General features: G+C 44.0%; 26 protein-coding genes. 9 read left to right on the forward strand and 17 right to left on the reverse strand.

Annotated elements, in window-relative coordinates:
* The first annotated feature begins 14 nt into the window (after positions 1-14).
* Together ACGHAV_RS07285 and ACGHAV_RS07290 are read left to right on the forward strand one after the other, a co-directional pair.
* Positions 15-713: an ABC transporter ATP-binding protein gene (locus ACGHAV_RS07285; RefSeq protein WP_390378426.1), complete on the forward strand. Its 699-nt coding sequence runs from the start codon at positions 15-17 to the stop codon at positions 711-713.
* Positions 714-3236 carry an ABC transporter permease gene (locus ACGHAV_RS07290; RefSeq protein ID WP_390378429.1) on the forward strand — a complete coding sequence of 841 codons (2523 nt, stop codon included), beginning with the start codon at positions 714-716 and terminating at the stop codon, positions 3234-3236. It begins immediately after the preceding gene.
* 270 nt (positions 3237-3506) lie between these two features.
* Here ACGHAV_RS07290 and ACGHAV_RS07295 read toward each other — a convergent pair whose 3' ends face one another.
* Together ACGHAV_RS07295 and folX are read right to left on the reverse strand one after the other, a co-directional pair.
* On the reverse strand, positions 3507-4403 hold the full coding sequence (locus ACGHAV_RS07295) for a TIGR01777 family oxidoreductase (protein WP_390378432.1): 897 nt from the start codon (positions 4401-4403) through the stop codon (positions 3507-3509).
* Between the two features lie 23 nt (positions 4404-4426).
* Positions 4427-4795 carry a dihydroneopterin triphosphate 2'-epimerase gene (gene folX, locus ACGHAV_RS07300; RefSeq protein ID WP_334013171.1) on the reverse strand — a complete coding sequence of 123 codons (369 nt, stop codon included), beginning with the start codon at positions 4793-4795 and terminating at the stop codon, positions 4427-4429.
* A gap of 72 nt (positions 4796-4867) precedes the next feature.
* Between folX and ACGHAV_RS07305 the strand changes: the two genes are divergently transcribed.
* Complete coding sequence (locus ACGHAV_RS07305; RefSeq protein ID WP_390378435.1) at positions 4868-5914, forward strand: AI-2E family transporter; 1047 nt, start codon at positions 4868-4870, stop codon at positions 5912-5914.
* Between the two features lie 146 nt (positions 5915-6060).
* Here the strand turns inward: ACGHAV_RS07305 and ACGHAV_RS07310 are convergent, their stop codons facing one another.
* From ACGHAV_RS07310 to ACGHAV_RS07355, 10 genes are all read right to left on the reverse strand, one after another.
* On the reverse strand, positions 6061-7392 hold the full coding sequence (locus tag ACGHAV_RS07310; RefSeq protein WP_390378438.1) for an ATP-binding protein: 1332 nt from the start codon (positions 7390-7392) through the stop codon (positions 6061-6063).
* Positions 7389-8063 (reverse strand): response regulator transcription factor, encoded by a 675-nt coding sequence (locus ACGHAV_RS07315; protein WP_390378441.1) that lies wholly within the window; start codon positions 8061-8063, stop codon positions 7389-7391. The genes ACGHAV_RS07310 and ACGHAV_RS07315 overlap by 4 nt, the downstream gene beginning before the upstream one ends.
* A gap of 8 nt (positions 8064-8071) precedes the next feature.
* Entirely contained in the window at positions 8072-8338 is a 267-nt protein-coding gene (locus ACGHAV_RS07320; protein WP_390378444.1) for a PepSY domain-containing protein, read from the reverse strand.
* Between the two features lie 437 nt (positions 8339-8775).
* Positions 8776-9075 carry a YciI family protein gene (locus ACGHAV_RS07325; RefSeq protein WP_390378447.1) on the reverse strand — a complete coding sequence of 100 codons (300 nt, stop codon included), beginning with the start codon at positions 9073-9075 and terminating at the stop codon, positions 8776-8778.
* 6 nt (positions 9076-9081) lie between these two features.
* Positions 9082-9891: a tryptophan synthase subunit alpha gene (gene trpA, locus ACGHAV_RS07330; protein ID WP_390378449.1), complete on the reverse strand. Its 810-nt coding sequence runs from the start codon at positions 9889-9891 to the stop codon at positions 9082-9084.
* On the reverse strand, positions 9891-11072 hold the full coding sequence (trpB, locus tag ACGHAV_RS07335; RefSeq protein WP_390378452.1) for a tryptophan synthase subunit beta: 1182 nt from the start codon (positions 11070-11072) through the stop codon (positions 9891-9893). The genes trpA and trpB overlap by 1 nt, the downstream gene beginning before the upstream one ends.
* A 22-nt stretch (positions 11073-11094) precedes the next feature.
* On the reverse strand, positions 11095-12504 hold the full coding sequence (gene trpCF, locus ACGHAV_RS07340; RefSeq protein WP_390378455.1) for a bifunctional indole-3-glycerol-phosphate synthase TrpC/phosphoribosylanthranilate isomerase TrpF: 1410 nt from the start codon (positions 12502-12504) through the stop codon (positions 11095-11097).
* On the reverse strand, positions 12497-13528 hold the full coding sequence (trpD, locus tag ACGHAV_RS07345; protein ID WP_390378458.1) for an anthranilate phosphoribosyltransferase: 1032 nt from the start codon (positions 13526-13528) through the stop codon (positions 12497-12499). Before trpD ends, trpCF begins: the two co-directional genes overlap by 8 nt.
* Positions 13521-14153 carry an aminodeoxychorismate/anthranilate synthase component II gene (locus ACGHAV_RS07350; protein WP_390378461.1) on the reverse strand — a complete coding sequence of 211 codons (633 nt, stop codon included), beginning with the start codon at positions 14151-14153 and terminating at the stop codon, positions 13521-13523. Before ACGHAV_RS07350 ends, trpD begins: the two co-directional genes overlap by 8 nt.
* On the reverse strand, positions 14150-15826 hold the full coding sequence (locus ACGHAV_RS07355) for an anthranilate synthase component 1 (RefSeq protein WP_390378464.1): 1677 nt from the start codon (positions 15824-15826) through the stop codon (positions 14150-14152). The genes ACGHAV_RS07350 and ACGHAV_RS07355 overlap by 4 nt, the downstream gene beginning before the upstream one ends.
* A 278-nt stretch (positions 15827-16104) precedes the next feature.
* Between ACGHAV_RS07355 and ACGHAV_RS07360 the strand changes: the two genes are divergently transcribed.
* The 5 genes from ACGHAV_RS07360 to rluB all read left to right on the forward strand — a co-directional run bounded on the left by ACGHAV_RS07360 (position 16105) and on the right by rluB (position 20135).
* Positions 16105-16947: a PHP domain-containing protein gene (locus tag ACGHAV_RS07360; protein ID WP_390378467.1), complete on the forward strand. Its 843-nt coding sequence runs from the start codon at positions 16105-16107 to the stop codon at positions 16945-16947.
* Positions 16948-17103: 156 nt separating this feature from the next.
* The gene (locus tag ACGHAV_RS07365; RefSeq protein WP_334013184.1) at positions 17104-17724 is read left to right on the forward strand and encodes an L-threonylcarbamoyladenylate synthase; all 621 of its coding nucleotides are present in this window, start codon (positions 17104-17106) and stop codon (positions 17722-17724) included.
* 42 nt (positions 17725-17766) lie between these two features.
* Positions 17767-18621: a segregation and condensation protein A gene (locus ACGHAV_RS07370; RefSeq protein ID WP_390378648.1), complete on the forward strand. Its 855-nt coding sequence runs from the start codon at positions 17767-17769 to the stop codon at positions 18619-18621.
* A complete protein-coding gene (scpB, locus tag ACGHAV_RS07375) occupies positions 18608-19201 on the forward strand; it encodes an SMC-Scp complex subunit ScpB (protein ID WP_390378469.1) in 594 nt (197 codons plus the stop codon). The genes ACGHAV_RS07370 and scpB overlap by 14 nt, the downstream gene beginning before the upstream one ends.
* A gap of 37 nt (positions 19202-19238) precedes the next feature.
* Positions 19239-20135, forward strand: coding sequence for a 23S rRNA pseudouridine(2605) synthase RluB (gene rluB / locus ACGHAV_RS07380; RefSeq protein WP_334013187.1), 897 nt, complete (start codon positions 19239-19241; stop codon positions 20133-20135).
* Between the two features lie 63 nt (positions 20136-20198).
* Here the strand turns inward: rluB and ACGHAV_RS07385 are convergent, their stop codons facing one another.
* Both ACGHAV_RS07385 and ACGHAV_RS07390 read right to left on the reverse strand, forming a co-directional pair.
* Entirely contained in the window at positions 20199-20753 is a 555-nt protein-coding gene (locus tag ACGHAV_RS07385) for a sugar O-acetyltransferase (protein WP_390378474.1), read from the reverse strand.
* A 32-nt stretch (positions 20754-20785) separates the two neighbouring features.
* Positions 20786-21457 (reverse strand): hypothetical protein, encoded by a 672-nt coding sequence (locus ACGHAV_RS07390; protein ID WP_390378477.1) that lies wholly within the window; start codon positions 21455-21457, stop codon positions 20786-20788.
* A gap of 716 nt (positions 21458-22173) precedes the next feature.
* Here ACGHAV_RS07390 and ACGHAV_RS07395 point away from each other — a divergent pair.
* On the forward strand, positions 22174-23457 hold the full coding sequence (locus tag ACGHAV_RS07395) for a DUF445 domain-containing protein (protein WP_390378480.1): 1284 nt from the start codon (positions 22174-22176) through the stop codon (positions 23455-23457).
* A gap of 16 nt (positions 23458-23473) precedes the next feature.
* Here the strand turns inward: ACGHAV_RS07395 and tmpT are convergent, their stop codons facing one another.
* The 3 genes from tmpT to recN all read right to left on the reverse strand — a co-directional run bounded on the left by tmpT (position 23474) and on the right by recN (position 26397).
* Positions 23474-24121 (reverse strand): thiopurine S-methyltransferase, encoded by a 648-nt coding sequence (tmpT, locus tag ACGHAV_RS07400; protein ID WP_390378483.1) that lies wholly within the window; start codon positions 24119-24121, stop codon positions 23474-23476.
* A 113-nt stretch (positions 24122-24234) separates the two neighbouring features.
* Positions 24235-24591: an outer membrane protein assembly factor BamE gene (locus tag ACGHAV_RS07405; RefSeq protein ID WP_390378485.1), complete on the reverse strand. Its 357-nt coding sequence runs from the start codon at positions 24589-24591 to the stop codon at positions 24235-24237.
* Positions 24592-24711: 120 nt separating this feature from the next.
* Positions 24712-26397, reverse strand: a complete 1686-nt coding sequence (gene recN / locus ACGHAV_RS07410) for a DNA repair protein RecN (protein ID WP_390378488.1) — start codon at positions 26395-26397, stop codon at positions 24712-24714.
* Positions 26398-26626 lie beyond the last annotated feature (229 nt).

Raw genomic sequence — 26626 nt, forward strand, 5'->3', positions numbered from 1 at the left:
ATTGAATACCTCATATGATAAAAGCTAATTCTGTAACGAAAGTAGTGAATACGAGTGAAGGTTCTTTGCAGATCCTTCGTCCAATCTCGTTCGAAGTCAAGCCAGGTGAGTCAGTTGCCATAATTGGTGCGTCAGGCTCTGGAAAATCTACGCTTTTGGGGTTACTCGCAGGCCTTGACGAAGTAACTGAAGGCGAGATTTTTCTTGATAATGAAGCTCTTCACACTATGGACGAAGAGCAGCGCGCTATTTTAAGAGGCAACAAGGTTGGGTTCATCTTTCAAAGCTTTATGTTGGTGCAAAGCCTAACCGCTTTGGAAAACGTTGTGTTACCTGCTGAGATAGCAGGTTTAGAAAACCCAAAACAACAGGCCTTAGATATTCTTGAACAGGTAGGCCTAAAGCATCGAGCAAGTCACTTTCCGAATCAGTTGTCCGGAGGTGAACAGCAACGTGTGGCAATTGCCCGCGCTTTTATTACATCGCCAAAAATCTTATTTGCCGATGAACCGACGGGTAATCTAGATGCAAAGAACAGTGAAAAAATTGAACAGTTACTCTTCAACCTGAACAAGGATAAAGGCACAACACTTGTCCTTGTGACACACGACAACACCCTTGCACAGCATTGTAGTAGACAATTAACGATGAGTGCTGGAGAGTTAGTTGAAACTACTCGCCGTGTTGCAGAACAACGTGTTGAGGCGAACTAAATGACAACATCGTTTAATTTAGCCTGGCGTTTGTTTCGTCATGAAGCTAGGCGAGGTGAGCTTACCATTATTCTGTTGGCAATAGTGCTGTCGGTTGCTGCAGTGCTTTCTTTATCGTTATTCAGTGAACGTTTACAAGGTGCGCTTAAATCGCGCTCTGCTGCTTTCATTGCTGCTGATGCCCAGCTTCGCTCAGACGACCCTATAGATGAAGCGTGGTTGACTAAAGCGCGCGAAGAAGGGTTGAGTACGGCAAAACAAGTTGCCACACGCTCCATGGTGTTTCGTGGTGACGACATGTCGCTTGTTGATCTACGTGCGGTGAATGAACAATATCCGCTGAAAGGAGCGGTAAGCGTGAGCGATCAGCCTTTCGGTGTGAAGCAAGAAACTAAAGCACTCCCAGCGCCAGGCGAAGCGTGGGTGCAAGCTAGACTATTCCAGACGCTACGTTTGACACTTGGCGATGACATAGAAATAGGGGATGGCACTTTTCGCGTAACCCGAGTGCTTGTAGATATCCCTGATGCTGGTTTTAGTATCTTTAATACCGACCCCATTGCACTTATTAATATGTCTGATTTAGACAAAACTGCGGTGACAGGGCCTGGCAGCAGAGTTCGTTACGTGGGGTATTTTTCAGGACAGCCAAATGACCTTGCTACGTTTAGCGATTGGTTGTTACCCAATTTAAATGATGATTTGCACTCGTGGCGCACAGTGGCCGATGATGAATCTGCCATTGGACGCTCGGTGGCGAGTGCTGAACGTTACTTTTTACTTGCTAGCCTTTTAGCCATTGTTTTAGCTGCCGTTTCAATCGCCGTCGCTGCACAGCGCTATGCTCAAAGGCATTTCGACCCAGTAGCGATTATGAAAACACTCGGTGCAACCAGTAAGGTAATTAGGCAGGTATACCTTTACCAGATACTGTTTATTACAGCGTTAGGCATCGCTATTGGTTTGATAATAGGTTTTATTGGTCAGCAAATTGTCGTTTCGTTAGTTGCTGACAGGGTTGATGTGTCTTTAGATGTTTGGCACTGGAGACCCTTGGTAATAGCTGTTGCAACAGGAGCAACGTGCGCTCTGTTATTTTCGCTGTACCCTTTGTTACAATTGTTTTCTGTTCCACCTTTGCGCGTGCTAAGAAAAGATATCAGCGCAAATTTACGTTCTCGAAGCATTCAATTTATTGCATCTGGCGGTGCCATTTTTTCGCTTATGTGGATGTACAGCCAAGACTTAAAGATTAGTGCGATTTTATTTGTGTCAGGCGCTGCTTTGGTCCTAGGGTTGCTGGGCGCGACGTTTGTTTTGATAGCATTAGGAAGGCGGCTTGGAAGTGGTCGAATGGGCCCGTGGCAGTTAGCGTGGGCAAGAATTAAGCGACGAGCGATGGACAACAGCGTTCAGCTTATAAGCTTCTCAGTTACCATAATGTTGCTGCTTGTTGTGTTGGTCATGCGAAACGACATGGTGTCACAGTGGCGCTCACAATTACCCGAAGGTACGCCCAATTACTTTCTTATAAATATTACACCTGACATCCAACCTAGCTTGGACAGACACTTTAGTGACAACGGTATTCAGATTGAAGAGTTTTACCCCGTAATTAGAGGGCGCTTTGTTGCTGTTAACGATGAAGGCGTGAATACCGATGTATCAAAAGAAGAAGCGCCTAATAGAGAAGGTCGCCGAGGCCTAGGGCGTGAGGCGAACCTTACGTGGAGTAATACGCTTCAAAAAGAAAATAAGGTGATTGAAGGTCAGTGGCATGCTGGGACAGACACTAATGTTAATGAAGGTATATATCCTGTTTCAGTAGAGGAGGGAGTGGCATCGCGTCTAGGCATAAAAATGGGCGATAAGCTTACATTCAATGTTGGTAGTGAAATTGTTGAAACTAAAGTCACTAGTATCAGAGAAGTAAATTGGCAGACTATGCAGCCAAACTTCTTTTTTGTTATTCATCCAGATGCAATGAAATCGTTTAGTCCAACGTATATTACTAGCTTTTATTTGCCAACAGAACGCAAACCAGAGTTAACAAACCTTTTAAGGCCGTTTGGTTCCATAACGATGTTCGATGTTGATGCCCGAATAAACCAGTTGCGGGAAATTGTTGAGCAGGTGTCGGTTGCGGTTGAGTTTATCCTTGTGCTTGTACTAATGGCTGGAAGTTTAGTGTTGATAGCGCAAGTACAAGCGAGTATGGATGAAAGACGCCAAGAGATTGCCATACTCCGCACTTTGGGTGCTAAAGCTGGCCTGATAAGACAAAGTGTCATTTTCGAGTTTGTCATTATAGGCTCAGTTGCAGGGTTCATGGCTGCACTAGCAAATGAACTTAGCTTATACATGCTGCAGACTTCTGTGTTCCAAATGGAGGGAAGTTTACATGTTGAGTACTGGGCAATTGCACCCACTGTAGGAGCTGTAGTTGTAGGAATACTTGGTGCTTTTGGATGCTGGCGCTTGCTTACCCTAAATACTAGCCAAATGTTAAGGAAAATGGTTTAGCGGACTTGCGTTACGATCTTTAAGATCAAGCTTTAACGTGGACAGGCACTCTAATTTGAAGTGCCTGTATTACAACACCACTTTTATAAGTGCCTGTCCACGCAATTGCACGCAATTGCACGCAAAGGTATTAAGCCTGCCGCGAGGTTGAATGAACACTTACACATGCAATTTGTTTCTAAGTCGCGAATAAATGCAAAATGGCTCGGAACTAAACGGGTTTAGTTCACAAAGAGATGCAATATTTGAAAGCTAGGCCAGAAAGCCAGCTTATTTGCTGTAGATGTTCTTTAATGCTTTATCAACAGTAGGGAGAGTAAAACTGTAGCCTGCCTCAGAAAGTTTCTTAGGAATAACGCGTTGTCCTTTCAAAATCATTTCTGACGATTCACCCATCGCAATTTTCATTACAAAGCTGGGCACGTTAAACAGGCAAGGGCGATTAAGTGAGTTGGCAAGCTGCTTTGAAAACACCTTGTTCGTAACAGGGTTGGGCGCGGTAAGGTTAAAAGCGCCCGAGCTTGATTCTGAATGAAGTAGATAAGCAATTGCATCCACCATATCGTCGATGTGGATCCAGGCAAGGTATTGTTCGCCAGTACCAAGAGTACCGCCTACACCCAGTTTGAACGGCATTGCCATTTTATCTAAAGCACCACCATTAGGGCTTAACACTACGCCCGTACGCAGTAAAACCAATCGCGTATTCTCTGAGCTTGCCGTTTCTGCAATGTTCTCCCACTTACTGCAAAGCTCATGTGTGAACTCTTGTTTTGGTGGAGTATCTTCATCAACAATGAAGTCGCCTTGGTCGCCATAGTAGCCAATGGCTGACCCAGAAATAAACACTTTTGGCGGGTTGTTGCTAGTTGTTATTTTAGCCGCTAGCTGGGACGTTGTGTCCCAGCGGCTATCGCATATCACTTTTTTTTGAGTGTCTGTCCACCGTTTATCGGCAATTGGTTCGCCTGCAAGGTTTATCACTGCGTCAAAAACGCCAATGTCGTTTATCTCTGCAATACTTGCCACATAGTCTAAATCATTTCCCAATATTTCCGTCGCTTTTGCGGTATTACGAGATACAACGGTAAAACTATGTTCTGTACGAAACTTGTTTATGAAAGCTTGTCCAATAAGACCAGTGCCGCCGGTGAAAAGAATGTTCATTAGATTCCTTTAAAGAGAGTCCGTTATTCAGATTTGTTGCAAGACAACATAAGTGATACCGAGTCTGAGAAGCGTAGTGCATGAGGCTTATCAACCTCTACTTCTGCATAACGCACTGATGAGTGCTCTGCAGCAATTGCCAATACATCAGCCGTTAACTTTTCCAGTAATGAGAAACGATTGTCTTCAACCAGCTTGATGATGGCCTTGGTGATGGTTTTATAGTTAAGCGCATCATCCATATTATCTGTGTTTGTTGCCTTTTCGGCGTCATAGTCAATTTTCACATTAACCACAACATCTTGCTTATTTTTTATCTCATCTTCGTTTATACCAATGTAGGTACGAAGTCTGAGGTTCTTGATTCTTATAGTGGCAAGGTTAAAGTTCATTACAGTCTCTTGTTTGTAGTTGAATATAAGTCGTTGTAAAGTGTTGCTGTTTTATTCAGGAATGTAGCACAAATGTCTATGGAACTACGCTCGTCAACAGCAAAAATTCTTATTGTACTTGCATGTCTCGTTGTCGTAATGGCGGGTATTAAGGCCGCAAGCACAATAATGGTGCCCTTTTTTCTTTCGATCTTTATCGCAATTGCGTGCAGTCCAATTATTCACTGGACGTCAAAGTTCGGCATACCAAAGTGGCTCTCTATCACCTTTGTTATACTGCTAATCGTTATATTTGGTTTTCTTTTAGCTGGCCTTGTTGGGCAGTCAATGACAGAGTTCAGAGAAAATCTTCCTGAATACAGAACTAAATTAGACTCCGAATTCGCGTGGGTTGTATCTCAGTTATCAGAGTACAACATACATATTAATCGCGAGCTGATTGCTTCCCACTTAGACCCTGCTACTGCAATGTCTGTCGCTACAAATTTCATAAGCGGCATGGGAGGTGTTCTATCAAACCTATTTTTAATTCTGCTTACGGTTATTTTCATGCTTTTTGAAGCAGACAGTATCCCTCGAAGGCTGCATATTGCATTAGCCGACCCAGGTATGAAACTGAAGCACATAGACCGGTTTATTAAGTCGGTTAACAGCTACCTAGCGATAAAAACGGTGGTGAGCTTGGGAACCGGTTTAATTATAGGTTTATGGTTGTACATAATGGGTGTTGACCATTTCATGCTATGGGCTGTTCTGGCTTTTATGCTGAACTTTATTCCTAACATAGGTTCGATAATCGCCGCCGTGCCTGCAGTATTAATTGCTTTTGTGCAGTTGGGGCCGGCATCAGCGGGCTTTGCTGCGCTTGGTTTCTTATTAGTAAATACCATTATGGGCAATATGGTAGAACCGCGCTTGATGGGTAAAGGGATGGGGCTTTCAACCCTTGTAGTGTTCTTGTCTTTAATCTTTTGGGGATGGTTACTCGGCACCGTAGGTATGCTTCTTTCTGTACCGCTCACAATGGTGGTTAAAATAGCACTTGAGTCTAGAGAAGAGAGCAAGTGGCTTGCTGTTTTACTATCTAGCGATGGTGATGAAGTCGCGAAAGCTTCGTAATATTAGCTTTTTATATACGCATCTTACGTGGACAGACACTTTTAAAAAACGTGTTTGTCCATGTCTAGCTGAATGTGTTTACATGGACAGACACTCTTGCTTGTTAAGAACTTTTCTTCTTACCGTGTTTAAGAACACATTGATATTTAACGTTTCTGCGGAAACTTGATGATAATGCTTGCACCGCCAAGTTCACTGTCTTCAATTTGCATTCTGCCCTCATAAATAGACACTAAATCAGCAACTAGAGCCATGCCTATGCCGTGACCTTCAGCGTAAGTATCAAGCCTTGTACCTCGCTCTAGCAGCATAGTTTTCTTATTAGCTGGGATCCCTGGGCCATCATCTTCAATTGATATTTCTAACCATGCGCCGGCTGTTTTGGCTGAAACCAATACGTTGTTTTTTGCAGCTTTGCAGGCATTGTCTAAAACATTTCCGCAAAGCTCCATCAAGTCGGTTTCATCACCATTGAACGTAGCGTCTTCACTAACGTCAAAGTCAATTACTAGTGCTTTATCTTGATAGACTTTATCCATCGCGTCAGCAAGCCGATGTAAGACAGGCTCGACATTAATTGCACTCTGCCAGCCAGACTTTCCAGCGCTCGCACGTTTTAATTGTCGCTGGATAATGCGATCAATTTGGGTGAGTGAATCAGATACTTCAGCGGGTAGCCCTTTGTGTCCTGACGCCACTGCTAGCGGGGTTTTTAAACTGTGCGCTAAATCGCCCAAACTGTTCTTGTATCGAGTGCGTTGAGCCGCTTCTGTATGAAGCAGGTCATTGATTGAATGTTTTAGCGAATCGAATTCTACAGGGTATCTTGCATTTAGCTTTTCTTTATTACCGCTAGAAGCTTGGGATATTTCATCAATCAGCTTCCTTACAGGAAGTAGAATTACGCTGATACCGATAACAATGAAAACAAGTAATGCTAAACAAAGTGTAACAATCCACTGCCATGTTGTAGTCAGAAAGGTTTCTCTTTCTTGTTGAAACAGAGCCTTATCGTTGAAAATGTAAAAACGCACAGGCTCAAAATCTCTACTTGAGGCAAACTCTGCGGTAAAGGCATACACAAAGTATTCTGAGTTTTGGGAAAAGTCAGGCTCAACAGATTCAACGAATAGTTCGTTTCCAACAGGCACGTCAATATCTGGGGGGTTAAATGTATATTCAAGTGCAGATGCAGACTGCCAAATCACTTCGTTTCTAAATACGATAATACCCAAGTAACCCGAACCTGGAAGGTTTAATTGCTCCTCGTACAGAATCTCGGGCATGTAGGGCAGGTCGCCGTCCAACTCAAATGCAGACAGTAACCCTAAGTTCATTAGGCGTAATTCACTCATCTTTGCTTGTGTAAGGCTTTTTGTGTAGGCCTCTTCAAGAATTACTACAGTGAATGGTGCAAACAGTGCTAGTAGCGCTACAGCAAGTAAAACGCTTCTTACTCTAAGAGACAGCTGCCTCATAGGTTACGGTTAATCCTATAGCCGCGACCGCGCAGTGTTTCAATAGGTTTAAGCTCGCCAGAAGGATCAAGTTTCTTACGTAGTCGACCAACAAAAACCTCAATTACGTTGCTATCTAGGTCGAAATCTTGGTCATAGATATGCTCGGTGAGCTCAGTTTTAGAGATAACCTTTTGTGGATTTAGCATCAAGTATTCCATCACCTTATACTCATATGCCGTTAAATCGAGTGCCTGTCCATCTAACGACAGTTCTTCGCTTACTGTATCAAGCGATATTGGGCCGAACTGAATGGTTGGGTTTGCTTGCCCTGAAGCACGTCTGATCAAAGCTTTTGCTCTTGCAAGAAGCTCTTCATCGTGGAAAGGTTTTGTTAAGTAGTCGTCAGCGCCAGCATCTAATCCTTCCACTTTTTCTTGCCATCTGTCACGCGCTGTAAGGATCAAAATAGGGCAGGCAATGTCGGCCTGTCTGGCTTTTTTTATGACTTCAAAGCCATCTAATTTAGGCATGCCAATATCAATAATGGCAAGGTCGTAGCTGTATTCTTTTATCAAAAAAAGAGCGTGCTCGCCATTGTCAGCAAGGTCTACACTATAACCATGTTGCTGCAGCAAGGCGTCCAATTGAGTCAGTAGTCTACTATCGTCCTCAGCAATTAGAATGCGCATAACTGTCCCTATCTTTCTTTCGATGTTTTAACGTTACCAGAACGCTTGTCTACATCTACCGATACAACACGCCCCGATTTTTTAAGTACTTTTACCCGGTAGCTTTTCGACGTTTGTTCAACCTTAAGAACACGTCCATTCTCAGCTTTACGGGCTCGTTCAGCGGCTTCGCTCTTTGTAAGGTTGCCGCCAGAATTTTGCAATGCAGAAGCTGGGCTAACGAAACTAAACGCTAGCACAATGCAAACAACAAAAACTCGAAGCGATAATGTCATACAACCTCACAATAAAAACAGCGCTCGCGCCAAACTAAAAGCAAGTATATCGCGGCAATCTGAACAGTTACTGAATTTAGATTAAGTCTACCTCGCCATTAGGAATGTGTATAGCGTGAAAGCTTGAGGAAGCTGTGATGAAGGGCAGTAAATCGAAGAGTTACTAGCAAAATCATAAGTAAAATTACAAGGACACACACTTTAGTCTTACGTTCATGGAAGAGCGTCGGCCTGCTTAATTACATAAACAATGCTCTTAAAAAAGGTGACCTTAAAGTGTCTGTCCACGAAACGCTTCACGAAAAGCTTTTCCGAAAGGCATATTGGTTAAAGTGTCTGTCCATGTAAAAACAACCGAAATTTCAAACCATCAACAAACCTCCAGCTACAAAAAAGCCCAGCTTTGCTGGGCTTTACACGCATTAATTACTACCTGATTAAGGAAGCACTTTTTTATACGGCTTAACAACAACTTTGTCGTACACACCTGCCTCGATGTAAGGGTCAGCATCAGCCCATGCTTGTGCTGCCTCTAGCGACTCAAATTCGGCAACAACTAAAGAACCTGTGAAGCCGGCAGGTCCTGGATCTGGACTATCGATAGCAGGGAAGGGGCCTGCCATCGTGAGTCTACCATCTGCTTTAAGCGCGTTAAGTCGCTCTAGGTGAGCAGGGCGCGCAGCTAGTCGCTTATCTAAACTATTTGGTGTGTCTGTCGCACAAATCATATAAAGCATTAACAATTAACCCTTATTTGTCGCGGCTTTCATACTCTCAACAAAGCTGCCTAATTCACTAAGCATTTTTTCATTATTGTCTAGGTTTGCAGCAATAATGTTCACTGTTGCAGAGCCAGAAATTGCGCCTGCGGCGCCAGCGTCTACCGCCGACTTCACCTGTTCAGGTGTCGAAATACCAAAGCCAAGTAATGCGGGGGCGGCGTTGTGTTTGTTTAATCTAGCAATTAAGTCAGCAGCTGGTACATTTGCTGCGGTTTCTGCACCCGTTACGCCCGCACGACCTAACAAATAAGTGTAGCCTTTGGAGTACTCGCCAATTTTTTCCATGGTCTCATCGGTTGCATTTGGAGGTGCAATTAAAATTTGAGAAATTCCTGTGCTGTCAGCCGCTTTTTGGAAAGGAGCTGCTTCGCGAATAGGAACATCCGCCACCAAGATGGAATCGACGCCCGCTTCTTGCGCCTTTTTGTAAAAGCCTTCAATACCTTGCGCCATAACTAGGTTGCTGTATAGCAATAACCCAATAGGCACATTAGGGTACTTTGCGCGAACGCGTGAAATTACGCCCAGGCAGTCGGCAACGGTAACTTTATGATTTAATGCGCGGATCGCCGAAGCCTGAATAGTTGGGCCATCTGCGATGGGGTCTGAGTAAGGAATCCCCAATTCAAGTGCATCTGCGCCACTTTCAATTAACTGGCAAATAATCGCTTCAGACTGTGCAAGGTCAGGATCGCCAACCATAACGAAGGGTACGAATGCGCCTTGGTTTTTTTCGTTAAGTTGCGCAAACATTTCAGCATATCTATCCATTATAAATCGTCCCCTAGAATGTTAATAACGTGCGCAAGATCTTTGTCACCGCGACCAGATAAGTTCACCACAATGATGGTTTCTTCTTCTGCTTCATCTGCCATGTTCAATGCATGAGCTAGAGCGTGTGATGATTCTAGCGCAGGAATGATACCTTCTTTTCTGGCAAGGAGTTGAAACGCGTTCAATGCTTCTTCATCGGTAGCCGCTACATATTCAGCGCGACCAATGTCGTGTAAGTACGCATGTTGCGGGCCTACTGCTGGGTAATCTAGCCCGGCAGACACCGAATAGCTCTCTTCAATTTGGCCTTCTTTGTCTTGCATGATAAACGTGTATGCGCCATGCAGAATACCTTTGGTACCCGTTACAATCGTTGCACCGTGCTCTTTAGTGTGAACACCTTTACCTGCAGGCTCCACACCAACCAAACGTACTGAAGGTTCGTCGATAAAGTCGGCAAACATACCAATAGCATTCGAGCCGCCACCAACACAAGCCACTACTGCATCTGGCAAACGGCCTTCTTTTTCCATAATTTGAGCACGCGTCTCTTCGCCAATCATACGATGGTATTCACGGACAATAGTTGGGAAAGGGTGAGGGCCTGCGGCTGTACCTAACAAGTAATGTGCAGTTTCATAATTTGCAGACCAGTCACGCATCGCTTCGTTCACAGCATCTTTTAGTGTACCAGACCCCGCGTTTACTGGGATTACTTCGGCACCCATTAACTTCATTCTGAAAACGTTAGGGGCTTGTCGCTCTACGTCTTTAGCGCCCATGTAAATACGCGCTTTAAGGCCTAATAGGGCACACGCCAAGGCGGTTGCCACACCGTGCTGTCCAGCACCGGTTTCGGCAATTACTTCTTTTTTGCCCATACGTTTAGTTAGCAGTGCCTGCCCAAGAACTTGGTTGGTTTTATGTGCACCGCCGTGAAGCAAATCTTCACGCTTTAGATATAGCTTTACCTTCGGGTTACTAACCAAATTACGGGATAACGTCATTGACGTTGGGCGCCCTGCATAATCTTTCAATAATGAAAGAAATTCTTCATTGAATGACGGGTCTTCTTTCGCGTCTAAAAACGCTTTTTCTAGCTGGTCTAGTGCAGGAATTAGCAATTCGGGCACGTACATGCCACCAAATTCGCCAAATTTTGTGTCTAGTTGGTTCATTACGTTGTCCTGTTTCTTAAATTTAGTACTGACGGCACACATCGAAAAGTGCGCGCAACTTGTCTGATGATTTTTTGCCAGGGGCGTCTTCCACGCCGGAGTTCACATCAATCACGCCACAGTGAGTATTTATTGCGCTTTTTATATTGTGCGGGCTGATACCCCCAGCAAGCACTAGCTTTTCTTTTTGCTCAATTTCATCAAGCAGTTGCCAGTTGAAAGATTCACCTGTACCACCTTTTGCATCGCCAACTTGGCAGTCAAGTAAAACGCGGCTAACAAGTGGGTTATTAAAGTGTCTGTCCACGTTAATAGGCATAGCATTCGCGTTATCTGCTTTTACCCCTTCTACCACCCATATTTCGCAGTTTTCAGGTAGTTTTGGCGCTAGCGCGGCTACATAGCTTTCATCTTCATCGCCGTGCAGCTGCACAGCGTGTAGGTTTAGTGTTTTAGCAATTGTTGCAACTTCATCGGCATCGCTGTTTACAAAAACACCAACGTAAGCGCCCTGCGTTTTTTCAACGATGTTCTTTGCCACGTTTGAACTAACATAGCGAGGTGATTTTTCTGCAAAAATAAGCCCGCCGAAACTTGCGCCGCTATCAAAGGCAAGTTTAGCTTGGTCGGCGGTTGTTAATCCGCACACCTTAACCGCGCCATTAACTAATGTTTTAACTGCTCGAGGCAAGTCTTGTTCTGCCATTAAAGCGCTGCCAACTAGAAAACCTTGTGACAGCGGAGCAAGTCGAAGCACGTCGTCGTGGGTATAAATTCCCGACTCTGAAATCACTACGAAGTCATGCGTTGCTTTCTCTAACATTGGCACAAGGCGTTCTGTAGTGGCTAGGTCTGTTGATAAATCGCGAAGGTTGCGGTTATTAATGCCAATAATGTTGGCTTCAAGTGCAATGGCCCGCAGCATTTCTTCTTCGTTACTCACTTCGGTCAGAATGTCTAAGTTTAAGCTATTCGCTACTCTGGCAAGCTGTCGGTACTCGTCGTCACTTAAAACACTCAGCATTAATAGAACGGCGTCTGCGTTGTAATGACGTGCCAAATAAACCTGATATGTTTCTACGAAGAAGTCTTTATTTAATACAGGTTGAGAAACGCGCTCGGTAACATAAGCAAGATACTCAAATTTGCCTTGGAAATACTTTTCATCGGTAAGTACAGAAATTCCCGCAGCATAAGGCGTGTACGCAGCCAAAATTTCATCTAAATCAAAGTTCTCTCGGATGAGCCCTTTCGACGGAGATGCTTTTTTGCACTCAAAAATAAAGCCCGCATTGGGTTCGCTTAGCGCTTCGAATAAGCTTTTCGTTGATGGAACAAGCGCATCTTTAAATGTTTCTAGCGGTAAAGCCGCTTTTCTTGCCGCTATTTCTTCGCGTTTGTCTGCGACAATTTTCTCAAGCACATTAGCCATTTGTGCTTACCTCCTGAGTAATTTTGGCAACCTTCGATAGTAGCTGCATGGGTAGCCCTTTAGCCATTGCTTCCATGGCCATTTCAGCACCGTCTTTAAAAGAGCTCGCTTTGCCCGTGACCTTAAGCAATGCACCGCAATTCATTGCTATGGCAGCTCTGTGAGCCTCTTTTCCCTCACCATTAAGGGCTGCCTCAACGAATTGTTTGTTTTCCTCGGGTTCGCCACCCTCTATCGCCGAAAGTGGGAACCGAGGGAGCCCGAAATCATCCGACGTCACTGTTAGCTTTCTAATATCACCATGCTCTAAATCGTAAATTAATGACTCGCCGTGCAGCGCAAGCTCATCAAGCCCGTCACCATGTACAATCATGGCGCGATGTTGACCCAGCAGCATAAGGGTTTTTGCATAAGGTTCAAGCAATTCGGGAGAGTATACGCCGAATACACCGTGTGTTGGACCGGCAGGGTTGGCCAATGGGCCCAGTATATTAAATAGGGTTCTGGTCTTCATCGCAGCGCGTACGGGGGCTGCGTGGCGCATACCTGCGTGATAAACAGGCGCAAAAAGAAATGTGAAATTTGCTTCATCTAAGCATTTTTTCGATTTATCGGGGCTAATTTCTAAATTTAGACCAAATTGGCGGAAAAGATCAGCAGAGCCAGATTTGCTCGATACACTTCTATTTCCGTGCTTTGCTACCTTCACTCCGCATGCGGCAGCTACAACGGCAGCGGCACTAGAAATGTTTATAGTGTTATGGCCATCGCCTCCCGTTCCCACAATATCGGCAAACTCGTAGTCTGGTGATGGGAAGGGGAGAGCGTTTGCTACCATCGCGCTTGCTGCACCTGCAATCTCGCTGGGGGACTCTTTTTTCATTTTTAGCGCAGTAAGCACTGCAGCCATCATCACTTCACTTTGCTCGCCGTGCATGATGCTGTTAAATAGGCTGTATGCCTCTGTTTGCGAGAGTGATTCTCGCAACATAAGTTGTTCTAGTAATGGGCCAGCGTTAAGCATGTTTCGCTTCCTGTTGGGTCAAATAGTCAATACTTTGCTTTAGCAATTGGCTGCCTTGCGCCGTTAATATGGATTCCGGATGAAATTGAAATCCCAGCATGCGGTCGTGTTCGCTGTACACAGCCATAACAGCCTCGCTGCCATCATCATTAATGGTTGAAGCACATACACTCAACGCACTGGGAAGTTCAAGAGCAACTAATGAGTGATAGCGCGCAACGTGAAGCGGTTGTTGAAGCCCTTCAAACATTGCTTTCTCTGAATGTGTAATGGCTGATGATTTACCATGCATTACTTGGCTGGCGCGGCCAACGGTACCGCCGTAATGTTCTACAATAGCTTGATGGCCTAAACAGATACCAATTACTGGATACACGCCGCGTACTTTATCAAGTAGTTTCGGCATACAACCTGCCTCGCTTGGTGCGCCGGGGCCTGGCGATAACATTAATAGCACAGGCCCTTTTGTTGCCTGCTCCTGCATACGATTAAACAGTGTGTCGGCACATACCGTGTTTCGGTATACCTTAATGTCCAAATTCAAGGTACGCAGCTCGTCCACCAAGTTGTAGGTAAACGAATCAACGTTATCAAGAAGAAAGAGGGTTGTAACTTGTTGATTCATTGCTTGCCCTCTGTGCTTAGTTCAAATTCTTCTTTAAGCGCAGCTTTAACAGCGCCAATGACTGCCTGTGCTTTAGCGCGCGTCTCATCTGCTTCTGCCTGTGGGTTTGAATCGTGTACCACGCCAGCACCGGCTTGGATATAGGCAGTGTTGTTTTTAACAAATGCAGAACGAATAACAATACACGTGTCCATATCGCCTTGACCGTTCAAATAACCTACTGCGCCGCCGTAACTCCCCCGGCGCTTTTGTTCAACTTCACGGATAAGCGTGGCTGCACTTACTTTCGGTGCTCCCACTAGCGTACCCATGTTCATACAGGCTTGATACGCATGCAGTGCGTCTAAGTCGTCGCGCAACTGACCCACAACCCGTGAAACCAAATGCATCACGTGAGAGTAGCGGTCTACTTTTAAAAGGTCTTTTACATATCGTGTGCCGGGGCGGCTTACCTTGGCCACGTCATTACGCGCTAAATCAACTAGCATGATGTGTTCAGACTTTTCTTTGGTATCTTCGCGAAGGTTTAATTCAATACGGCTGTCTAAGTCTCTATCAATAGTACCGTCTGCTCGCTTGCCTCGAGGTCGAGTACCTGCAATAGGATAAATTTCTACTTGGTTACTTTCACTATCGTATTTAAGTGCTGACTCAGGGGATGCACCAAATATGCTAAACGCTTTATCCTGCAAGTAAAACATGTAAGGGCTTGGGTTCGATTCTTTTAATTTAGCGTAAGCCAGAAGCGGTGACGGGCAGGGGAGAGAGAATGTGCGTGACGGCACCACCTGAAAAATGTCACCAGCCAAAATATGTTGCTTTAAATCTAGAACGTGGTTGCAGAATTCCTCGTCACTTACGTCAACCTGTGCCTCTTGAAATGTGTCTGACGAAAGTGTCTGTCCAAGTTCAGAGCCACTTACAGAATCATGCTGAGAGTCTTGGACTGAGCGGGAGCCTTTTAGAACAGGCTTTGCTGGCATATCGTGTAGCTGCTGATGAATTGCTTCTAAACGTTGGGCAATAGAGAAATATTGTTGTGCAACGTCGTGTCCGCTAAATACACTACCAACTAGGTGGGTTTCGCGCGTTTGGTGGTCGACAGTTATCAGTGTCTCTGCAAGATAAAACACAAAGTCTGGGCAGTCGTTTTCGCCTTCGGCAACATCGGGGAGTTTTTCAAAACCTGCAAGCATGTCGTAGGCAAACACACCGCCCAAAAACACAGCGTGAGGATGCTGACGTATGGGCGTTATTTTGTTTACTACAATGCGCAGGGCGTCCATCACGCTTGAAGCTTTTAATCGACTGTCTTCGTCCAAGTCACTCGCCGCTTCATCGCACTCAAGAATTACATGACTTTCACTGCTGTCTGTAACGTTTAAACCAACGGGGCTTTGCGTTGCAAACAAGGGTAAAACTGATGCTCCGTTATTAGTTAACGCCGTAATTTCAACGCGATTACCTCTGCACTCCATACGCAACGCCGCATCTACCATCAGCAGACTTTGTAGGTCGTCTTTCGACTCTATTTCTGCCGACTCTAGCAAAAGCGCATTACTAGAATTTCCACACAGGTGGGCGAAAGCAGCAAGCGGATCATCAATATAATGCCCCGCTTGTTCTATTGTTTCTACTTTACCTGGGGATGTGCCCAGTTCCGCTAAACTCATTTTTGCTTCTCTCCAACTGCAAAAAGATAAAAAAAAGGCCCGTATCAACGGGCCTTTATGTGTTTTCATTCACGCACTATCGTGCACACCGCCCGTTAAGTAAGGGAGTGCCACCACCAAGCTGCAGCTGTCATTGCTGTATATTTATTTTGCGTGTGCATGAATTACTCGTTGTTTGTTCAAACTTCAATAGGATTTGAAGTCGTTAGTACGTATACTTTGTGTATATAGAAGAAAACAAATCGCCTTTTGTGTCAACCATAAATTTGCATAAGACATTGAAAATAGATCTACATAGCCATACAAAATTTTCAGATGGGCATTTAACCCCAGAAGAACTCGTACTCCGCGCACACACCATGCAGGTGGATGTACTCGCAATTACCGACCATGATACTGTCGCCGGTTTAGATTCAGCGCATAGCGTTCAAGCAAAGCAAAAGCGAGCTCTGACAATTATCGACGGAGTGGAAATATCCACGATGTGGCACGGTTTTGATATCCATGTTGTTGGTTTAAATGTTAATCGTCAGTGTCCGGATTTTTTAGAGCGCCTTAACGGTCAGGCACAAGTGCGCGAAGCGCGTGCAGAAAAAATTGCGGAAAAGTTGGAAAAATGCGGTTTTGAAGGCGTGCTGCCAAGAGCCAAAACGCTTGCAGGAGTGGGGCAAGTAACACGTGCACACTTTGCCAGAGTACTTGTAAACAACTACGGCGTGCCGACCATGGAAGCGGCGTTTAAAAAATACCTTGGCAAAGGAAAACGGGCTGCGGTGAAAGCCGAGTGGCCGAGCATTGAAACAGCAATTAAGTGGATTCAAGATGCAGGCGGTCAAGCAGTACTAGCACACCCAGCACACTACGACATGACAGCCAAGTGGCTTCGTCGATTGGTGGCCTTATTTGAAAGTGCCGGCGGCGATGCAATTGAAACCGCGTTTCCCGGCATAAATAAAACAAAGCAAGAGCTTATAAATGAACTTGCGTTAACGCATCGCTTGTTGGCGTCGGCGGGGTCTGATTTTCATTTTCCATCACGCTGGACAGAGCTTGGTAAAAACTTGGGAATTAGCAGTAAACTTACACCTGTTTGGCATAATTGGCCGCAAATTGAAGCATAGGCTTATCATTTTTTTGCTTTTGATAGACGGCTATTGCTACAAAGGCGTATGTTAGAAAGGCAAGTGCTGACAAGACGAGCGCATATAGATTAGCATTGAGACTTGTGTAATGTATAAATCGCTAATCATTAAACGAGTTAAGACAAGGGAGGCGTCATGAGCCAGTTTTTTTATGTTCATCCAGACAATCCGCAAAAGCGTTTGATTACGCAAGCCTGCGAGCTGATTCGAGACGGTGCAGTAGTGGTTTATCCTACCGATTCGGGGTATGCCATTGGCTGTCAAATTGAAGACAAAAAAGCACTTGAACAACTTTGCCGAATTCGACAAATAGACAAAGAGCATAATTTTACATTGATGTGCAGAGACATGTCTGAGCTATCTATTTACGCCAAGGTGGATAACACGGCCTTTCGTCAAATAAAAAATAATACGCCTGGAAGCTATACCTTTGTGCTCAAGGCAACTCGAGAAGTGCCAAAGCGTTTACAAAACCCAAAACGCAAAACTATTGGTATCCGCGTTCCAGATAACGCTATTGCTCTGGCATTGTTAGAGGAATTAGGCGAGCCGCTGATGTCTACATCGTTAATTCTTCCAGGTAATACCATGGCCGAGTCCGATCCTGATGTTATTCGCGACAATTTAGAAAAACAGGTTGGGCTAATAATTCATGGCGGCTATATTGGTGAGCATCCTACTACGGTGGTAGATTTATCAGAAGATACGCCAGTTATATTGCGTCGTGGAACTGGCGACCCATCACCATTTGAGTAAATAAGAATAATAAGCGCGTGAAGTGCGCAACAAGAATAAAATATTGTGTCGGATATCACAGAGAACAGCATAGAAGATAAGCGAGTGGAGGGCGTTACGCCCATACAGCAACCACTGCCACTTGCATTTATTAACGGTGAAGCGTTAATAGAAAAGCCTGAAGACCTTTTTATTCCACCCGACGCACTAGAGGTAATTTTAGAAACATTCGAAGGGCCTCTAGACTTACTGCTGTATTTAATCAGAAAACAAAAATTCGATATTACCACCTTACCCATTGCCGACGTCACCAAGCAATACATGGAATATGTTGATGCAATGATGTCTCTTAAGCTTGAGCTCGCAGCCGAATATCTACTTATGGCTGCTATTTTAGCCGAAATAAAGTCGCGCCTATTATTGCCAAAACGAAGTGATGATGTTGACGAAGAGGAAGACCCTCGTGCAGAGCTTATACGAAGGCTAAAAGAATATGAGCTGGTAAAACAGGCTGCAGAAGACTTAGATTTACAGCCTCGATTGGAGCGTGACATATTTAAAACACACGTCGAGACAAGTGAAAGCGTAGCGCCCATTCGTATTGAGCCCGATGTGACACTGGCTGAGATTGTGCTTGCTTTTAGTGCGGCCATGAAACGCGCAGATGCATTTGAAAATCACACTATTGAGCGCGAGGCATTGAGCACTAGGGAACGGATGTCGTTAATTCTCTCGGTTTTAACTAACGCAGAATACACGCCACTGGAGCGTCTTTTTACCGTAGAAGAAGGTAAGGCGGGTGTAGTGGTTTGCTTCCTTGCAATACTCGAATTAGTAAAAGAACAGCTTATTTTATGCATTCAGGCAGGTCCTTATGCCAAAATTCATGTAAAATTAGGTGCTCATGAAGAAAATTAACACGGCGCAGCTTAAGCAGTTGGTTGAAGCAGCAATCTTTGTTGCTGATAAACCTATTTCAAGACAACAGCTTAAGGAGACTGTACTAAACGAATTTAGCGTAGCAGATAGAACCCTTAGCAAGGTGCTTAATGAACTTAAGCTAGACTATCAACCTCGTGGCATTCAGTTAGTTGAGGTAGCAAGCGGCTTTCGATTTCAATCGTTAGATGCGCTTAGCCCGTGGTTAAGTAAATTATGGCAAGAAAATGCGCCTAAGTATTCACGAGCCATGCTCGAAACATTGGCGCTAATTGCATATCGTCAACCCATTACGCGCGGCGAGATTGAGCAAGTGCGAGGGGTTGCGGTAAGCAGCAACATTATAAAAACACTCACAGAACGAGACTGGATAAAGGTAGTGGGTCATAAAGAAGTACCGGGAAGACCGGCGCTGTATGCTACTACCAAAGGCTTTTTAGATTACTTTTCAATGACATCATTGGGCGACTTACCCAACGCTGATGCGTTTGAAAGCATGGCTGAAAGCATTGCATCCGACTCGCCGCTTAAGGTGTTAAATGAGGCACCGTCTGAATAGACCGTGCGACCGTAAACAAGCAAAAAAGAGTGAAACCATGACTGAAAAGTTGCAAAAAGTACTGGCTAACCAAGGGCTAGGCTCGCGACGAGAAATGGAACGTTGGATAGAAGAGGGACGTGTATCAGTAAACGGCGCAGTAGCAACGCTAGGTGATAGAGTCGATCACACTGCGCAAATTCGCGTAGACGGTCATTTATTGTCTCGTCAAACCGAACAGCCAATTTGCCGCGTGTTGATGTACAACAAACCAGAAGGCGAATTGTGCAGCCGTCACGATCCAGAAGGACGTGATACCGTTTTTGATAGATTACCTGCAATTCGTTTAGGCCGATGGATAACCGTTGGTCGCCTTGATATGAATACCAGTGGTTTATTGCTTTTCACTAACGACGGTGAATTGGCGAACCGCCTGATGCACCCTAAATGTGAAGTTGAACGCGAATACGCAGTGCGTGTTTTTGGAGAGGTAACGGGCAAAACGCTTAATACCCTGCAAAAAGGTGTTGAGCTGGAAGACGGCGAAGCAAAGTTCCTAACAATCTCTGGTACACCAACACCACAACATGCTGAAGAAGAGAGCATGAACCGCTGGTTTAATGTTACCTTGAAAGAAGGGCGTAACCGTGAAGTGCGTCGCTTGTGGGAATCCCAAGGCGTTCAAGTAAGTCGACTTATTCGTGTTAAATACGGCCCGATTGAACTTCAAAAACGTTTGCCGCAAGGTGCATGGGTTGAACTTGGACTTGAAGATGTAAATGCATTAAGAAGCCATGTTCAGCTACCAGATGAAACTCAAACCATGGTCAACGTGCGTCAAGGTAAGCTTGATCACGCAAGGCTAAGTCGAATGCGTCGCTCTGTGAAAAAGCACAAAGTGCGTAAGCAACAAGGCTTAAATAAGCGCGCTGGACGCCCAGGTAAACGAAAGTAACTTTAAAAAAAACCGCTCTTTAGAGCGGTTTTTTTATGTGTTTATTTGAAAAGCGTTATCTTTTTAGGTGACTGGCTTTATTATTCTTGCAGGATTGCCCCCAATAACCACATTGTCGCCAAACGACTTGGTTACCACGGCACCAGATGCAACCACAACATTATTTCCTAACGTAACGCCTGGGTTAATAACGGCATTTCCGCCAATCCAACAGTTATCTCCTAACGTAATGGGTTTGGCAAATTCGATACCTGTAGCTCGCTGCTCAGCATTAATAGGGTGAGTGGCCGTATAAATACCTACTTGGGGTGCAATCATACAATTATCGCCAATTATTACCTTGGCTGCGTCTAAAATAACGCAGTTAAAGTTAGCGTAAAAATTTTCACCTACATGAATATTATCGCCATAGTCACATTTAAACGATGACTCGATATACAGGCGCTTTCCGGTACTGCCAAATAATGCTTTAAGCAGTTGCGTACGTTTCTTATGTTCAGTCTGGCAGGTTGCATTTAGAATATCGAGTTGCTTACGGCACGCCTTGCGCATTGAAGTAAGCTGCTTGTCTGACGGGAAATAAAGCTCTCCCGCCAGCATCTTTTCAAGTTCGGTCATATCACGTAACTTTGATTTTAAAAAATCACAAATTACTGTGCGTTTCGGTAGCTTACAACCACTTTTTTCTCAACAGCTTTGTTTTCTATTTCAAGGTTTACTGGGCGCTCTAAAATAATATCACCATCAACAGATACTGAAGCGTCTATAACAAGTGTAGGAGTAGAGTCAGACATCTTGCCCCATGAGCTTTCACTTGCTCTATAAATAATGTCACCGGCAACATGTGTATTGTCAATTAGGGTGATGTCGCCATTTACTGTTTCAATATCACTGCCAATGGTACTGTTTGTAATTGAAATATCGCCGTTTACGGTTTCGATGTCACCACCCACTTTACTATGCGCTGGGATCAAAATATCTCCGTTCACAGATTCAATATCATTAGTTACTGTTAAGTGCGATGTCGCTGTAATATCGCCATTTACAATATCAATGCCCGACACAGTAACGTGGCTCTCCATCTCTAAATTACCGTTAACAATGCTGACATCGTCAGCGCCGGCGTTATCACTGATTTCCACATTGCCATTTACAGAGGAAATATCGCCCGCATGTTTACCTTCAGCGATATCTATGTTGCCTAAAATTGAGCTGAAATCGCTGCCATCCATTGCGCTTGCATTGCCAACGTGAACCACGCAGCCAGAAAGTAATGACGAAGTAGTTAGTAATATAGCGCCAGCAACAAGAGATTTATTCATTTTTTATATCCTTTTATTCTTAATTTATGAACTTATATCTCAAGTTCTTCACTTATTATGCCACTATTGAAATATTCAACCTAATCAATGTTTTATCGCTTTTTTTAGGTGATTTTAAACATAGGTTAAACGCTGAGTTGCCTAGCAATTAGCAATACTGACTAAATGTTAAGGAAATAAGCTAATACTCAACTAAATAGAACAAAGTGCCTACTCTAGCTAGGAAGTTTACGTGGACAGGCACTCAAACGTGCTTGTTTATGGCCTTATGTGGACACACACTCAAAAACTCAGACGAGCTGGGTATTCATAGAATTCTAGAGATTAACTTTTGGCGAGGGGCATATAGGTTTGTTATACAGAAAAGCTCTAAAAGTGCCTGTCCACGTTTATAAAGCCTTATGTGAAAGCCTTATGTGGACACACACTCAAAATGCTTGCTTACCATTGATTTATTGAGCTCAACTTTAAAATGAAAGGTAAGCAGGCACTTGGTACAAAAAAGTCTATAAAAGTGTCTGTCCACGTTAATACACGTAAACAAATGCAGTTCAGTTAGAGTGCCTGTCCACGTAATAAAGAGTGAATTAGTGATGAATGTTTGTTGTGGGGAGGTAGTCGGTCTGTTGTTTGCATAGTTTTTCTTTCCTTTGGGAAATATGTGATGCTGGTAATTGGTGGCTTAGTTTGTGGTTTGTAAAGTGGAGAAGGAAGTTTTGGATAAACATGCACAGTTAACACGTGCGAAGCGGCTTGCGTTAGGTTGTCTAATTATTGCTGCTAGCGTTTTCGTGTTAACAACTTTGGCTCCTCGATTTTTTCCATCATTATCAGGTGCTTGGTGGCTAGGTTTAACAAAAATGGCGAGCGAAGCGGCGCTAGTTGGAGGCTTGGCAGACTGGTTCGCCGTTACTGCACTTTTTAAGCCTATCCCTCGCCGTTATCCAATTCCCCACACCAATATCGTGGCAACAAATAAGTCTGTTATCGCAGAAAATCTATCTCTGTTTGTAAAAGAAAAGTTCTTCCACCCGGATGCAATTGAAAAGCTTATTGCTAGCAGTAACCCTGCGAAAGGGGCGGGGCGTTGGCTAAGTATTGATGCTAACTCGGCTAGACTAAGTCGCTTCACGTGTGATGCATTAGCAGGCTTGTTGCGTGTACTCGACGATAAGCCAGTAAAAGAGTTTATATCGCGCACCGCAGAGAAAGGTATTCATCAGTTAGATTTACGTCAGCTAATGTCAACGTCGCTTAACGCTGTAACAAGAGAGCGCCAACACCAGGTTGTTTTAGATCGTATCCTTGGAAAATTGGCTCACCTGCTCGCTCAGCCAGATACGCAGGTTTACATTGCCGATACTCTGGTTGTTTGGTTAAAAACAGAATATAGCCGAATTGAAAAGTTGCTACCTTCAAGCTGGTTAAGTGAACAAGGGGCGCTTATTGCAGTAAAAGCAGTGTCGAGTATTTTAGAAGACATTTATAACGACGAAGAGCACCCAATAAGGCATGCTTTTGATGAGCAAGTACATGAGTTTTTGTACGAATTACAACACAGTCCATTAATGGAAAATAAAGTTAATGGCTACAAAGACAAAATCATTAACGACCCGGCATTGAAAAATTACATCCATCAAAGCTGGGCTAAACTGAGCAATTGGCTTTTAGCTTCCCTTGAAGAAAAACAGGGTAAAGCGGAAGCGAAAGTCGCCAAGTTATTTAAAGAGCTAGGCACTAATTTGAACAGTGATGGTGAATTGGCTCTGGCCTTTAATAAGCATATTGGCGAAGCTGCCAAGTATATGGCGCCAGAGCTTGCCGATTTTCTTACTCGACATATCAAAGATACGATTAATAGTTGGGATGAAAGGGAAATGGCGCAGCAAGTAGAGTTAAATATTGGAAGAGATCTTCAAAAGGTAAGGATAAATGGCACCATTGTGGGTGGCCTTATTGGCGCCATTTTATTTGGTATCGAAACTTTAATGGCTTTTTAGAAGCCAGACAAGCTAACTAGCTATTCCCCTTTAAATGGAATACAAGGTTGTCTGCATCTACTTTGCCTTTGAGCTTACCTTCAAGCACCGATCTCTCTAACCTAGTTATGACGTAGGTATCGCCATACAACGACTCGACGGTTGCTTCGTTAACACTAAAAGGCGGGCCGGGCATGCGGCTTTGGTCGTATTCAAAAGAAACAATAAGCTGAGGTGCGCTTTCAGTTGTTTCTACAATATGTGATGCGTAAAGAGAGCGCATTGCATCAGGTAGGGCAACTAAAGCTGCTCTGTCGTAAACACCGGTCACCGCACCAATATCATTTGCCGTTAGCTTAAAAATGTCACCTACAAACACAGTAAGGTTTTCTTTGTGGAAAATTTTACCGGTAGGTGTTTGTGATATAGACGGTGCCTCGCCAAGCTCTTCAAAGAGTTGGGTAACAGCAACTTCACTTAACTCTGCACCTACTACCGATGCGCCTTGCGACAATAACCAGGCAATGTCTCGCGTTTTTCCACAAAGCGGTACAAAAATACGTGCTGAATTTGGCGTAGTGCCTAGTAAATGCTGAGCATGTTTTACTAGTAGAGCATTCCCTGTAGGCTCGTGAAATCCAATCTCACTTTTCTGCCATTTACTGTGCCAAAAACTGTGTTCCATCTATCGTCCTTTGTGCCTAAGTGAATCAAAACGCCAACAAACTTAGTGTTTGCCAAATGTAAGAAATGAAAAGACTGGGGAAAAACAAAAAGGAGTGCAAGCACTCCTTCTGATTAACTATCTAGCGGGGTATTAAAGTCTTCAGAAAGTTCAAAGTCGCCTTCAACCGACTCAACTTTGTTGTCTACAAAGTGAATAATCATCTGCTTTTGAAAGTCTTCGCCGCGTTTTCTCATTCCGCGCTTCATATCGTAAACGTAGTACCACGTATCATCATTAAACGAATCTTGAACTACAGGGTTTCCAAGAACATAAATAACCTGTTCTTTAGTCATGCCGATGCGTAGTTTCTCCACGTCGCGTTGATCAAGGAAGTTTCCCTGAGGCACGTCGATTCTGTATATCCAGTTAGAACAAGCGGTTGATGTAAGCGTGATACCAAGTATTACTAGTAGGTGTTGCAACTTCATGCGTTATTAAGTCCAGTATTGCCTTTGTTCGTGTTCGGTCAACGGAGTGGTTAATCCGAACTGTTTTAATGCAAGCGCGATGGCATGCTACATTGACAACTATGACCAATCAACTGCATTTTAGTTCGATGCGGCGCTTTTAAGCAGTTCTTTTGCATTAGCCAACGCAGATTTGGTTATTTTATCACCTGCAAGTAGTCTTGCCAGCTCATCAATTCTGTCTTGCTTGGTTAACGCTAACATTTGTGTTTCTGTACTTTCACCATCAGTAAGCTTCGTCACGAAAAGCTGATTATGCGCTTGCGCTGCAACTTGAGGTAAATGGGTTACGCACATAACCTGCGCTTGACTGCCAAGTCTGCGAAGTAGTGCGCCTACAATCGATGCTGTAGGACCACTAATACCAGTATCTACTTCATCAAAAATCATTGTAGGCGTCGTATGATTGTCACTGGCAATAACTTGAATTGCCAAACCAATTCTTGAAAGCTCACCGCCTGACACCACTTTTTCAAGTTTATCTGCATCCTGGCCAGGGTTGGTAGATACATTAAACTCTATATTGTCTAAACCTGTGCTTGAGGGCTTTTTAAATTCGTCGTACAACACGTCTATGGCCACTTTTGCATGTGGCATATTCATTTGTTGTATCTGCGCTTCAATGTCTTTTGCTAAATTGACTGCTGCACATGAACGACTTTCAGACAACGCTTTCGTTGCAGCAAGATATTGTGCATGCATGTTGTCTACTTCTAACTCAAGAGTGCCCAGTAACGTTTCTTGTTCTCCTAGCGCACTAAATTCGCTTGCTAGCATTTGGTGATGTTGGAACAAGGCTTCTGGCATTACCGCATGCTTTCTGGCAAGTTCCATGGCTTTGGCATAGCGCGCCTCTACTTGCTGCAGCCGAAGTGGGTCAATTTCTAACTGATCGCAGTAGCTACGAAGCTCGCTCGCTGCTTCTTCAACTTGTATAGAGGCTTCGTTTAGAAGGCTTATAATTGGCGTAAGGCTTGCGTCGTGGGCTTCTAGTTCACCTAATCGCTCAATACTATTTTGAATGACTGCTAGCGCATTCCCCTCGTCGTTTTCATACAGGTTGTAAACGCTGGTTTGAGCTTGTTCAAGTAAGCTTTGCCCATTACTTAGGCGCTTGTGTTCTACTTCAAGCTCTTCAAACTCACCCTCTTCAATAGCAAATTCGTCAAGCTCTTGTACTTGATAAGTTAATAGCTGAAGTCTGTCTTCTCGTTGTTGTGCTTGTTCTTTTAACGATTGCAGCATACGCTGCTTTTCTTTCCAGTTTGAATATGCGTGTTCAACGGTATCTATTTGACTGGTGTGTTTTGCGTAGGTATCAAGAAGCGAGCGTTGATGGTCTTCTTTCAATAACTGCAAATGTGTATTTTGGCCATGGATAGCCAGCAAATATTGGCCAAGCCCTTTTAGCTGCTGCAGCGAGGCGGGAACACCATTAATAAAGGCTTTAGAACGGCCTTCTTTTGACACAACGCGTCGAACAAAACAGCTATTTTCGTCTTCATCTGATGTAAGTTCATGTTCATCGAGGTATGTTTTAGCAGCCGAATTACCTGAAAGCGAAAAATGCGCAATGATTTCAGCTTTTGCTGCACCTTTTCTTACGGCATTGGCGTCGGCGCGCTCTCCAAGGCACAGGCTTAAAGCGTCTATTGCAATTGATTTACCCGCACCAGTTTCACCGGTAATAGCCGTTAAACCATCTTCTAGCTGAACAGACAGCTGCTTTACTACGGCAAAGTTAGAAATTGATAAATGCGCCAACATAACTACACCCTCAAAATAAACATGATGATATATACAGTATGTGTAAATATATACAGTATTTTTTGTGTGTAAAGTGAAGATTGAAATTAAAAAGGCTTACAAGTGATGTTATAGAAGTAAGTTGCTGATATTAATAGTTTAAATTTTTTAGGGCTTAAAGTCTGCTGATTAAATCTTTTTCGTTTTAAGCATTAACGCGTTAAACAGTACTGTTGAACACTGTACAGCA

The sequence above is a fragment of the Alteromonas sp. MTD1 genome (genome assembly GCF_042848195.1).
In the GTDB taxonomy this organism is placed as follows: Bacteria; Pseudomonadota; Gammaproteobacteria; order Enterobacterales; family Alteromonadaceae; genus Alteromonas.